The organism is Roseovarius sp. M141 (assembly GCF_024355225.1).
Lineage (GTDB): Bacteria > Pseudomonadota > Alphaproteobacteria > Rhodobacterales > Rhodobacteraceae > Roseovarius.
Window position 1 is genome coordinate 2,899,846 of record NZ_VCNH01000008.1, and the last position, 11,661, is coordinate 2,911,506.

An 11,661-nucleotide genomic window follows, 5' to 3' on the forward strand; every position below is an offset into this window, starting at 1 on the left:
CGACGGGGCATATAACTTGGCGATCTGGTTTCTGCGGTGCCTCAGGCAGCCTGGCTGCTGCGACCCCCACCGCCGCTGCGGCGCCGACGCGGACCCTTGCCAGCCGTGGCACCACCGCCACCGCCCTGTCCGCCGCCGGACCGGCCTGCGCCGCCACGGCCACGACCGCGACCACCGCCGCCGTTCGATTTGGCCTTGGGGTCAGGCAGGTCTTCCCACGCGCGGCCAGAGGCCACGGGGATCGAAAGGCCCATCACCTTTTGAATGTCCTTCAATTCGCCCATCTCGTCAGGCGCGCAAAACGCAATGGCTGCGCCATCCTTGCCTGCCCGCGCGGTACGGCCGATCCGGTGGATGTAGTTTTCCGGCACGTTGGGCAGATCGAAGTTGTAGACGTGCTTGACGTCCGGGATATCAAGGCCGCGCGCCGCGACATCCGTCGCCACCAGCACCTTGACCTCGCCATCGCGGAACGCCTTCAGCGCACGCTCGCGCTGGCCTTGGCTCTTGTTGCCGTGGATCGCGGCCACCTTGAAACCGGCGCTTTCCAGCTTGCGCGCCAACTTGTCCGAGCCATGTTTGGTGCGGCCAAAGACCAGCGCCAGTTCCGCCTTGTGATCGCCCAGAAGCTCGATCAGCAGGTTCGGCTTTTCCGCCTTGGCGATGAAATGCACGGCTTGCGTGACCTTGTCTGCGGCCTTGCCCGGAGGGCTGACCTGCACCCGCTTGGGGTTGACCAGATAGCTGCTGGCGATCTCTTCCATCTGCTTGGGCATGGTGGCCGAAAACAGCATCGTCTGGCGCTCTTTGGCCAGCAGCGCGGCAATCTTGCGCAGCGCATGGATAAAGCCCATGTCGAGCATCTGATCGGCCTCGTCCAGCACGAGGAAGCGCGTCGCGTCCAGCCGGATCGCGCGCCGGTCAATCAGGTCCAGCAGGCGGCCCGGTGTGGCAACCAGAATATGGGTGCCCTTCTCCAACCGCTTGATCTGCGGGCCGATCGACGATCCGCCGACCACGACGTTGATCTTCATCGGCGTGTCCATGACCAGAGGCAGCAGCGTTTCGCGGATCTGGTTTGCCAATTCGCGCGTCGGCGCGAGGATCAGGCTCGTCGCGGTCTTCGGCAGGGGGCGCTCGTCCACGTCCATCATCTGCGCCAGCAAAGGCAGGCCAAACGCCGCCGTCTTGCCCGTGCCGGTCTGTGCCAGCCCCATGACATCATGGCCGTTCAGCGCATGCGGGATCGCGTGGCTCTGGATCGGTGTCGGCTCGGTGATGCCCATATGGCCCAGCTTGCGCACCAGGACCGAAGGCAGGCCCATTTCTTCAAACATATTCAAACTATCATCCTCTCGGACATGAGGTGATCCCATGCCGCATGCGGGCCGCTCCGGGCCCGTTTCGTGGTTCCGCCAAAGCCCTGACGCACAGGCTGAATTGCCCGTCACGCCGATCCGGCGGCTGGCCCCACGCGTGATTTTGGGATCATTAGACGACACTTCAGTATTCAATGGGTTACGCTTTGGCGGCCCGGCTGCTCACGCGGCAGGAAGTGTAGGTTGAGGCGGATATGGCGACTCTGCAACGACAAGTCAACCTTTGCCGTTCAGATACCCCTGTGCTTTGCGATACCCTGCGCTAAGGTGGGCACGACTCGACCCACCCGGAGGCCGCCATGAGCAAACGTAATTTTCGCCGCACGCATCTGGGCGATCACAAGCTCGACCCGTCGACGCAGATGACCGCTTATGGCTATGATCCGGCGCTCAGCGAAGGATCAGTCAAGCCGCCGGTGTTCCTGACGTCGACTTTCGCGTTTGAGACAGCGGAACAGGGCGCCGAGTTCTTTGACGTGGTCGCAGGACGTGCCCCCGCGCCCGAGGGGATGGGCGCCGGCGGTCTGGTCTACAGCCGCTTCAACAACCCCAATGTCGAGATCGTCGAGGACCGGCTGGCCCTTTATGATGGCGCCGAGGCGGCGCTGCTGACAGCCTCCGGCATGGCGGCAATCAGTGCCGTCGCGCTCAGCTATCTGCGACCGGGCGATGCCTATGTTCACTACACACCGCTTTATGGTGGCACCGAAACGCTCTTTGCCAAGGTGCTGGCGGAATGGAATCTGCACCCTACCCCCTTCACCGACGGGCTGGCGTCCGATGATCTGACGCAGGCCCTGAGCGATGCAGCGGCCAAGGGCCCGGTCAAGATGGTGTATATCGAAACCCCCGCAAACCCAACCAATGCCGTGATTGATCTTGCCATGGTGCGCCGCACGGTTGACGGATGGGCGGCGGCGCAAGGTGCCGATACCCCCGTAATCGTCTGCGACAACACCATGCTGGGCCCGGTTTTCCAGAAACCGCTGGAGCATGGCATCGACATTTGCGTCTATTCGCTGACCAAATATGTCGGCGGTCATTCCGATCTGGTGGCGGGCGGCATTACCGGGTCCAAGGCGGCGTTGAAGCCGATCCGCTCCACACGTTCGGCCTACGGCTTCCAACTTGATCCGCATTCGGCCTGGATGATCTCGCGCTCGATGGAGACGTTGACGCTGCGCATGGAGCGGGCCGCAAATTCGGGGCGCGAGGTGGCAAAATGGCTGGCCGAGAACGACATCATTCCCTGCACTGTCCTGCATCCGGAACACAGCACTGGCGCCGCCCGCGCCGTCCATGACGCGCAATGCACCGGGCCGGGATCGACCTTCAGCTTTGTGGTGGCGGATGACCGCGCGCTGGCCTTCCGCATCCTCAACGCGCTGCACATCTTCAAACTTGCCGTATCCCTCGGCGGGACCGAATCGCTTGTCTGCCATCCTGCGTCGACCACCCATTCGGGCGTGCCGCCGGAGGCCCGGACGCTGGCAGGCGTCAGCGAAGGGTTGATTCGCATGTCTGTCGGGCTGGAACACCCTGCCGATCTGATTGCCGCGCTCGACCGCGCCTTTCGCGCGGCGGCTGAATAGAGTGCGCATCGGCGGTGGAACTCCCCCGCCCGTCGCGCTAAGCAGGCCTTGATACCCACGATGGACAGACCGATGCCCAAAACCATCACCGATCGCTGCGAGGCGCGCGGCCTGCGCATGACAGGCCAGAGGCGCATCATTGCCTCGGTTCTGGAAGAGGCCGACGACCACCCGGATGTTGACGAGCTTTATGCCCGCGCGTCGGCGCGCGATCCCAAGATCTCGATCGCGACGGTTTATCGCACGGTCAAGCTGTTCGAAGAAACGGGCATTCTGGACAAGCTGGAGTTTGGCGATGGCCGCGCCCGTTACGAGGACGCACAGCGCGATCACCATGACCACCTGATCGACCTCGACACCGGCGATGTGATCGAGTTTTTCGATCCCGAGATCGAACGCCTGCAGGAAAAGATCGCGGCACGTTTGGGGTATCGCCTGAAAGGTCACAAGATGGAGCTTTACGGCAGGCCCCTGAAAAAAAAGTAAACGTCAGAGCGTTTCGCCCCCCGTCACGTCGTGGCCGTAGATCCAGTCAAACTGGTGCATCATGCGCCCCGGCGCGATCGCCCCACCAAGCCGCAACGCTACATGAGCCGCAAGGCGTAAGGGCTTGGAACTGATGTGATATTTCCATGCGTTGCCGCTGGCAGCCGCGACCACGCGAGTGGCCCTGTCAATGCGCTGCACCTGATACTGCGCAAGGGCCGTACCCATATCCGGCGCCTCCGCCACGGCGGCCGCCAAAACCCACGCATCCTCCAGCGCGAGCGATGCGCCCTGTGCCATGAAGGGCAGCGTCGGGTGCGCCGCATCGCCCAGCAGCGCATAGCGCTCACCCGTCCAGACCGGCGCGACCGGATGGCGAAACAGGCCCCATTTTCCGACCTTGTTCACCCGTTTCAGCATTTCCTGCGGCGCCGCACCAAAATCAGAAAACCGGGCGCGCAGATCATCGGGGTCGCCTGCCGCGCTCCAGCTTTCTTCGGCCCAGGCGCTGCGTTCCTCGACCGCGACAAGGTTCAGCCAGCCGCCTCCGCGCACGGGATAGGTGACCAGATGCCGGTGCGGAGCCATGTGAACACGCGCCTCGTCCTTGCGGCTGCCATCATGCGGTACGACCGCCCGCCATGCGACCTGCCGGGTAAAAAACGGCGCAAGCGTTCCATTCAGCCGGGACCGCAGCACCGAATGCAGCCCGTCCGCGCCGATCACCAGATCCGCATCCAATGCGGCGGGGTCCTCCACCCGTGCGCCCAGACGGATGCGCACCCCCGCATCGACAGCGCCGGCATGCAGCAGATCGATCAGGTCGGCCCGGTGCAGGAACCAATAATCGCGGCTCGCCAATCGGGTCAGGTCCAGCCGCAGCACGGGCCCGCTACGGTAGTCATACAACGCGACTCTCCCGGCCCTGTCCCCCGCAGCTTCGACCGCGCCGGACAGGCCCAGACCACGCAACACCGCAAAGCCGTTGGGGCTGATTTGCAGACCCGCACCGACCTCGGCAATCTCGTCCGCCTGCTCGTGAATTGTCACCCGCGCGCCACGCAGCGCGCAGGCCCGCGCAACGGCAAGACCGCCGATCCCGGCGCCGATGACGGCCATATCAAGCGAGTTTAGATCCATAACTCCTTGATCCTACGAAAAACGCCGGAGCGAAAGCCCCGGCGTCCTGGAATTTGACGAATTCATGCGCGCTCAATCGTCGCGATGCACCTTCTCGCGACGCTCGTGACGCTCCTGCGCCTCCAGCGTCATGGTGGCGATGGGGCGCGCGTCCAGCCGTTTCAGGCTGATCTGGTCGCCGGTCATCTGGCAATAGCCAAATTCACCCTCGTCGATACGGCGAATCGCCTGATCGATCTTTGCCACCAGCTTGCGCTGGCGGTCGCGCGTCCGCAATTCCAGCGCCCGGTCGGTTTCCTCGCTGGCGCGGTCGGCGACGTCGGGAATGGCGCGGGTGCCATCCTGAAGCGCCTCGATCGTGTCGCGGCTACCGGCCAGCAGATCCTCGCGCCAGTCATAAAGCTTGCGACGGAAATACTCTTTCTGGCGCTCATTCATGAAAGGTTCGTCCTCGACGGGCTGGTAATCGTCGGGCAGGAAAACTTCGGATTTCAAGCGTTGATCCTTTTTTTCATCAAGGTCCAAGGCGTCAGGATGCTGTGTCATCTGGCTCCCCTTTCGGGCTGCATCTACTGCAATAGGACCGCATTGTCACGAACCAATTGCAATGCATTGATGTGATTGGCGACGCGCACTATCATGGATTAACTCCAAAGTGAACTTTGGCGCAAAAAGGACTGAAACTTCTATGAAATTCGAAGGTACCGACAGCTATGTCGCCCCCCGCGACCTGACCGTCGCCGTTAACGCTGCCGTCACGCTGGAGCGCCCCCTGCTGGTCAAGGGCGAGCCGGGCACTGGCAAGACTGAACTGGCCCGGCAGGTGGCCGCCGCGCTGGGTCTGCCTATGATTGAGTGGAACGTGAAATCCACAACGCGCGCGCAGCAGGGTCTGTATGAATATGATGCGGTGTCGCGCCTACGCGACAGCCAGCTAGGCGATGCGCGCGTGCATGACATCTCAAACTATATCCGCCCCGGCAAACTGTGGCAGGCGTTTCAGTCCGACGGACGCGTAGTGTTGCTGATCGACGAGATCGACAAGGCCGATATCGAGTTTCCGAACGATCTGCTGCAAGAACTCGACCGGATGGAATTCCACGTCTACGAGACGGGGGAAACGATCCGCGCGGCGCATCGCCCTATCGTCATCATTACGTCCAACAACGAAAAGGAACTGCCCGACGCCTTCCTGCGGCGCTGTTTCTTCCACTACATCCAGTTTCCCGACATGGACACGATGCGCCGCATCGTCGACGTGCATCACCCCGACATCAAGGACGCGCTGCTAACCACCGCGCTGACGCAATTTTACGAGCTTCGCGACCTGCAAGGGTTGAAAAAGAAACCATCCACCTCCGAAGTGCTGGACTGGCTGAAACTCCTGCTGGCCGAGGATCTGACCGCTGATGATCTGCGCAAGGATGGCGCGAATGCACTACCAAGGCTGCACGGTGCATTGCTCAAGAACGAGCAGGACGTGCATATGTTCGAGCGGCTGGCCTTCATGGCGCGTCGCGGGCGGTGAGTGCGGTCGCGCCGCCGCAGGTGCGTCTGGACAGCCTCGGCTGGGCACGATACGGATACGGCGCGGATTTGGCCGTTCACGCAAAACTGCGCGTGATTTCAGGCCCTAACCCGCTCAATGGCAGAAACGGGTAGCACATCACATGACGATCCTCATCGCAGCATTGATTGGCGCCTGTCTGGGTGGCTTTCTCGCGTATCGCCGCAAGGGACGCCCCGCCGATATTGCGCAATACGCCGCCGTCTTTGCCTTGATCATTACGCTGATCTGGGTGTTCGCGCTGATCCTCATCACCCGCGCGGCCAGCTGACGCGGCGATGTTTCTGCCCTTCTTCCAGCATCTGCGCGACGCGGGCCTGCCCGTATCCTTGCGTGAATACCTGACATTTCTAGAGGCCGTCGGCGCGAACCTCGTCACCTACGACACCGAAGGGTTTTACTACCTCGCCCGCGCGGCGATGGTCAAAGACGAGCGGCTGATCGACCGCTTCGACCGCGCTTTTGCTGCCGCTTTCAAAGGGCTCGAAGCGATCACGCCGGGCGATGTGCTGAACGCAGTGGACCTGCCCGAGGACTGGCTGCGCAAGATGGCCGAGAAACACCTGACCCCCGAAGAACAGGCCGAAATCGCCTCCCTCGGCGGTTTCGAGCAGTTGATGGAGACGCTCAAACAGCGCCTGAAGGAACAGCAAGGCCGCCACCAGGGCGGCAACAAATGGATCGGCACGGGCGGCACCTCGCCCTTCGGCGCACATGGCTACAACCCCGAAGGCGTGCGCATCGGTCAGGACAGATCGCGCCACCAGCGCGCGGTCAAGGTCTGGGACCGCCGCGAGTTTGCCAATCTGGCGGGCGACGTCGAACTGGGCACACGCAACATCAAGATGGCCCTGCGCCGCCTGCGCCAATGGGCCCGCGACGGAGCAGCGGACCAGCTTGACCTGCCCGGCACAATCCGCGCCACCGCACAAAAGGGCTATCTGGACGTTCAGACACGGGCCGAGCGGCGCAACGGCGCCAAGGTCCTGCTGTTTCTCGACGTCGGCGGCTCGATGGACGCCCATATCCAACTGGTCGAGGAACTGTTTTCAGCCGCGCGCGCCGAGTTCCGCCATCTCGAACATTTCTATTTCCACAATTGCCTCTACGAAGGCGTCTGGCGCGACAACCGCCGCCGGTGGAGCGAAAAGACCCCCACATGGGACATCCTCAACACCTATGGTTCCGACTACCGCTGCATCTTCGTCGGCGACGCCGCCATGTCCCCTTACGAAATAGCCTATGTCGGCGGCGCGAACGAGCACTGGAACGAAGAGGCCGGCCAGACCTGGCTGGACCGCGCCCGCGCGCAATGGCCCTCGAACCTGTGGATCAATCCGACCCCCGAGGCGCAGTGGCCCTACACCCAATCCACCCAGATGATCACACAGATCTTCGAGGGCCGCATGGTCCCCATGACCCTCGACGGCCTCGATCGTGGCATGCGCAGCCTCAGCAGATAACGCGCCGCCCCACCTTTTCTTCTTGCCTTAAATATCCCCGCGCGGAGCGCTCCCGAACCCTCACTCGGCGCCGTCCCCGGTCACAAGGCGCCACTCGCGCAACTCTTCTTCGACGAGCACGTAAATCTCATCCGGCGGCGTTGCCAGCGCGGGGCGCATCAGGCGGATATCGACGCCCATATCGTCCAGAAATTCCATGACGTCGCCCTGCCCGCTCTGAATGTCGGACACTGCCAGAAACGCCGGCAGTACGGTATTTTTGCCAAAATAATGCTGATGCACCCCCACCTGCGCACTCTCACCCACGGCGCGCCTCACACCTGCTGCCAGGACATACGGGCAGGCAGAAAAGCAGATATCGCCAGCCTCAATTTCCGTCTCCAACCCCGCCGCGCGCAGGGCGCGCCCGATAGCGAGCGCATCGCGCACCGATCCGCCGGGGCTGTTGATCGCTGCGCGCAGCAGCCCCTCCTCGGCCTCCAACTGCTTGGCAAACCGCGCATCGTCGCCCGGCGCAATTTGCCCGGTCAGGTGTAGCGTGTCCCCTGTGCGCAGGAATTCCAGCCGTTTCGGCATATCGCCACTGTTTCGGTATGGCCGTTCCGGAGCGCCCGGCGCGCGCGGTGGCAGGGGCGTGTCGCGCGGCGCATAGCGACGGGTCTGATCGCCAGGCGCCACCGGGCTGTCGACGCCCGGCGCGCTGGACGGCCACGCCAGCCGCGGCAGCGCACCCAGCACATCCGAACCCGCCAGAAGCGCCGCCATGATCAGCTGCAATCCCAGCACCGCGTATAGAACGCGCCGCGCATCCCAATCCTTCGGCGCATCACTCATGCCGAGGTATCCGGGTCGCCTGCCCGCTCCGCCTCAGTCGCTGGCACCGGGCGGCGTACCTCGTCCATCTCATGCAGCACCATCATCGCCGCGCGCAATTCGGACAGGGTCAGCGTCTGCTCGATCCCCACGCCTTCGCGCCCCGACCGGATGGCGGCCTGCGTCACCATCAGGATGAACACCAGCACGGCGGGCAGCAGATCAATCGCGATAGCCCCCGCCCACGAGGGCGCGAAATTACCGGCATAGCGGATCACCGCATCGGCGGTCGAAATCGGCGTATAGGTCGTGTCGCTGGGCGGCGGCATCGCCACCACCGCATCGGCGGCACTGCGCAGCGTGGTGGCGCGCTGGCCCAGCACCTCCAATACCGACGTAATCGTGCTTTGCTGATCACCGCGCGCCGCATCGCTGCGCCCGTCAAGTTCCGGCAGCACCACCGACGCCGCCAGATCCTGCGCCGCACGCGATACCAACGGCGCAACCGATAGCTGCCGCAGCTGCGCAATCAGCCCGGCCAGTCGCACCGCCTCTTCGGAAAACTGGACCGACCGCGGCTCGACAGGGCCCGGCTCGACCGTCAGCGCGCGCATGCGCGACAGGGTCGCGTTGCCCTCGGCAAATGCCGCGTCGACCAGTGGCTGCTGCGTGGCGATCTGCGCCTCCAGCCCGCGCAGCTCGTCCGATTTCTGGCTGAGCACCCGAAACACTGCGCCCCGCCCGGCAAGGCCCGACAACCCGCCATCGGCCTCCTGCGCGCCCAGATCCTCGAAGGATTGGCGCACGCGCGCCACGTCCCGCTCCAGCCCCTGCGCCGAAACGGCGATCAGGTTCGCCTGCTCCAGCGAGGCCTGATATTCCTGTACCGTCTTGGCCAGATGCTGCTCCACCGCCGCAGATCCGGCCAGCGCGGCGGCATTCAGCCAAGACGACATCGCGATGATTGCCAGCGATCCGATTGCCATCGACACCAACAGCCCGATGCGCGACGCCATCGTGCGCACCGACGGCAACAGCCGCATCAGATAGGACCAAAAGACAAAGATCCCGACCGACACGGCGATCGAATAGGACGCCGCCGCGAAAAAGCTGAGCGCCCCGTTGTCGTCCAACAACGATGACACCCCGAGGTAGGTGTAGATACCCGACGCCGTCGCCAACACGCCCAGCGCGGCGCCGGTGATGCTGTCCAGCCAGCGCACATGGCCCTCCAGCTCGGCGGCATAGCGCACGCCTTGCGCCTCGGCGCGTGTGATCTGTGCGTTGCTGTCGGTCATGTGTTTCCCCTGCCCTGTCATTCGCCCCAATATGGGGCCTTGGCGGGCAATGGCAAAGCGCGCGTGCGTCAGGTGCGAAACAGCAGCCCCGGCCCCCAGCCTGCCGCATCCACCCCGGCCAGCCGCAACAGGTGCCAGACCAGTGCCTGATTGGAGGTGACCACCGGCAGCCCAGTGATCGCCTCGACCTCGTCGATGATCGCAAAGGTCTGCAAATTCGTGCAACTGGCGAACAGCGCCTCGACCTCCGGCGCCTTGGCCGCCTCCAGCAACGCCGCCCGCGTTGATGCGGGATCGATCCGCGCCACCCGGCGGTCGTCCCCCTCGGCAAAGCTGATTTCGCGGACCACATCAATGTCGCTGGCCGCCAGCAGCGCGCACATCGGCGCCGTGACGCGGGCGACATAGGGCGTAACCATGCCGATGCGGCGCACACCCAAATGGCCCAGCGCAGCGATGACGGCGCTGATGGGGTCGCTGACCTGGATGGCGGGATGCACGCTGCGGATCTGCTCGGCCACGCGGGCCTGCCCGATGACGGTCGCACCCGACGTGCAGGCATAGCCGATCACGTCCAGCCCGGCAGGCAGCAGCCCGGCCGCGACCGGCATGGCAGCATCCATCTGCGCCAGCGTTTCCGGCGTGATTTCAGACGCGACCGGAATGCGCGCATGCAACAGTTGCACGTCCCGGGACGCCAGAACCTGCCGCGCTTCAAATTCCAGCGTCTCGTCCGTCGCCAGCACGATCAATCCCAGCCGTGCACCGTTCGCGGCGCCGTCGTTCAACACATAGTCCATCAGCCAACCTCCGGTTTACTGAGCGTGCCGCCGCACACGGCCGCGCGAACGCCTGTCGTGCTGGCGCAGGACGTCGGCATCCCCCGCGCCACGCGCACCGCCAGATAGCCAAAGGCCTGCGCCTCCAGCATATCCCCGTCAAGGCCCACATCCTCGACCGGCGCCACGTCGCAGTCCAGCGCGGTGCGCAGCATGTCCATCATCACCGGATTATGCCGCCCCCCGCCAGTGACCAGCAGTCGGCTGGGTGGTTCGGGGCAATGCTCCATCCCGCGCAGCACGGCGGCGGCGGACATGGCGGTCAGCGTGGCGGCGGCATCGGCATCGCTCAGCTCCCCCACCAGCCCGATCATGTCGGCAAAGGCATCACGATCCAGCGATTTCGGGGGCAATTTCAGGAAATACGGCTGCTCCAGAAACTGCTCCAGCGCGCCGTCGGCCACCGTACCGGCGCGCGCCAGCCTGCCGCCCTCGTCAAAGGGCAGGCCGCGCCGCGCCATCAGCAGATCGTTGATCGGCGCATTGGCAGGCCCGGTGTCAAAGGCGATCAGCGCGCCATTATCCTCAGGCCGGCGTGCGCTGGGATCGACCCAAGTCAGATTCCCGACCCCGCCCAGATTCAGAAACGCCACCGGCGCATCCGCACCGATATATCGCGCGCAGGCAAAGTGGAAGAACGGCGCCAGCGGCGCGCCCTGACCGCCCTGCTGCACATCCGCACTGCGAAAATCCCACACCACCGGCAGTTCCAGCGCCTCGGCCAGCGCCGCTCCGTCGCCCAACTGATGCGTGCCGCGCCCGCCCGGATCATGCGCCAAGGTCTGACCGTGAAATCCGACAATCTCGGCCCCGTCAAACCCGGCCAACGCTTCGCCATGCGCCTGCATCACCACGCGCCCGGCGGCGCCCAGATCATCCCCCGGCCAGCGCCCCAGCGCCGCGCTCAGCACCGCCTGTTCGTCAGCCGAATACGCGCGGTACCGGCTGGCGCCAAAGCCAAAAATCGTCTCGCCATCGGTATCGATCATCGCCGTATCGACCCCGTCCAGCGACGTGCCCGACATCGCCCCCAAGGCCCACACGCGCCCCGTCTTCAACATGGCCTTTTCCTTTGCCTGATGCA

12 protein-coding genes are annotated in these 11,661 nt (G+C 64.3%); 5 read left to right on the forward strand and 7 right to left on the reverse strand.

All coding sequences use genetic code 11. From position 1 onward, the window contains the following. Positions 1 to 41: 41 nt before the first annotated feature. Complete coding sequence (locus FGD77_RS17940) at positions 42 to 1,343, reverse strand: DEAD/DEAH box helicase (protein ID WP_255011871.1); 1,302 nt, start codon at positions 1,341 to 1,343, stop codon at positions 42 to 44. Between the two features lie 335 nt (positions 1,344 to 1,678). Between FGD77_RS17940 and FGD77_RS17945 the strand changes: the two genes are divergently transcribed. Together FGD77_RS17945 and FGD77_RS17950 are read left to right on the forward strand one after the other, a co-directional pair. Continuing rightward, the gene (locus FGD77_RS17945) at positions 1,679 to 2,971 is read left to right on the forward strand and encodes a cystathionine gamma-synthase family protein (RefSeq protein ID WP_255011873.1); all 1,293 of its coding nucleotides are present in this window, start codon (positions 1,679 to 1,681) and stop codon (positions 2,969 to 2,971) included. Between the two features lie 72 nt (positions 2,972 to 3,043). Next, entirely contained in the window at positions 3,044 to 3,457 is a 414-nt protein-coding gene (locus tag FGD77_RS17950) for a Fur family transcriptional regulator (protein WP_255011875.1), read from the forward strand. 3 nt (positions 3,458 to 3,460) lie between these two features. On the opposite strand, the gene FGD77_RS17955 is transcribed toward FGD77_RS17950, so the two are convergent. Both FGD77_RS17955 and dksA read right to left on the reverse strand, forming a co-directional pair. Further along, on the reverse strand, positions 3,461 to 4,597 hold the full coding sequence (locus FGD77_RS17955; RefSeq protein ID WP_255011877.1) for an FAD-dependent monooxygenase: 1,137 nt from the start codon (positions 4,595 to 4,597) through the stop codon (positions 3,461 to 3,463). 72 nt (positions 4,598 to 4,669) lie between these two features. After that, the gene (gene dksA, locus FGD77_RS17960; protein ID WP_255011884.1) at positions 4,670 to 5,143 is read right to left on the reverse strand and encodes an RNA polymerase-binding protein DksA; all 474 of its coding nucleotides are present in this window, start codon (positions 5,141 to 5,143) and stop codon (positions 4,670 to 4,672) included. Between the two features lie 142 nt (positions 5,144 to 5,285). On the opposite strand from dksA, the gene FGD77_RS17965 reads away from it, so the two are divergent. From FGD77_RS17965 to FGD77_RS17975, 3 genes are all read left to right on the forward strand, one after another. Then, the gene (locus FGD77_RS17965) at positions 5,286 to 6,125 is read left to right on the forward strand and encodes a MoxR family ATPase (RefSeq protein ID WP_255011886.1); all 840 of its coding nucleotides are present in this window, start codon (positions 5,286 to 5,288) and stop codon (positions 6,123 to 6,125) included. Positions 6,126 to 6,267: 142 nt separating this feature from the next. Beyond that, entirely contained in the window at positions 6,268 to 6,435 is a 168-nt protein-coding gene (locus tag FGD77_RS17970) for a hypothetical protein (protein ID WP_255011888.1), read from the forward strand. A gap of 7 nt (positions 6,436 to 6,442) precedes the next feature. After that, complete coding sequence (locus FGD77_RS17975) at positions 6,443 to 7,627, forward strand: VWA domain-containing protein (protein ID WP_255011891.1); 1,185 nt, start codon at positions 6,443 to 6,445, stop codon at positions 7,625 to 7,627. 60 nt (positions 7,628 to 7,687) lie between these two features. Here FGD77_RS17975 and FGD77_RS17980 read toward each other — a convergent pair whose 3' ends face one another. The 4 genes from FGD77_RS17980 to FGD77_RS17995 all read right to left on the reverse strand — a co-directional run bounded on the left by FGD77_RS17980 (position 7,688) and on the right by FGD77_RS17995 (position 11,638). Then, complete coding sequence (locus FGD77_RS17980) at positions 7,688 to 8,461, reverse strand: hypothetical protein (RefSeq protein ID WP_255011892.1); 774 nt, start codon at positions 8,459 to 8,461, stop codon at positions 7,688 to 7,690. Then, positions 8,458 to 9,738: a hypothetical protein gene (locus FGD77_RS17985; protein WP_255011894.1), complete on the reverse strand. Its 1,281-nt coding sequence runs from the start codon at positions 9,736 to 9,738 to the stop codon at positions 8,458 to 8,460. The genes FGD77_RS17980 and FGD77_RS17985 overlap by 4 nt, the downstream gene beginning before the upstream one ends. 68 nt (positions 9,739 to 9,806) lie before the next feature. Next, entirely contained in the window at positions 9,807 to 10,538 is a 732-nt protein-coding gene (locus FGD77_RS17990; RefSeq protein WP_255011896.1) for an Asp/Glu racemase, read from the reverse strand. Continuing rightward, positions 10,538 to 11,638 carry an anhydro-N-acetylmuramic acid kinase gene (locus FGD77_RS17995; RefSeq protein ID WP_255011898.1) on the reverse strand — a complete coding sequence of 367 codons (1,101 nt, stop codon included), beginning with the start codon at positions 11,636 to 11,638 and terminating at the stop codon, positions 10,538 to 10,540. The genes FGD77_RS17990 and FGD77_RS17995 overlap by 1 nt, the downstream gene beginning before the upstream one ends. Positions 11,639 to 11,661: the final 23 nt, after the last annotated feature.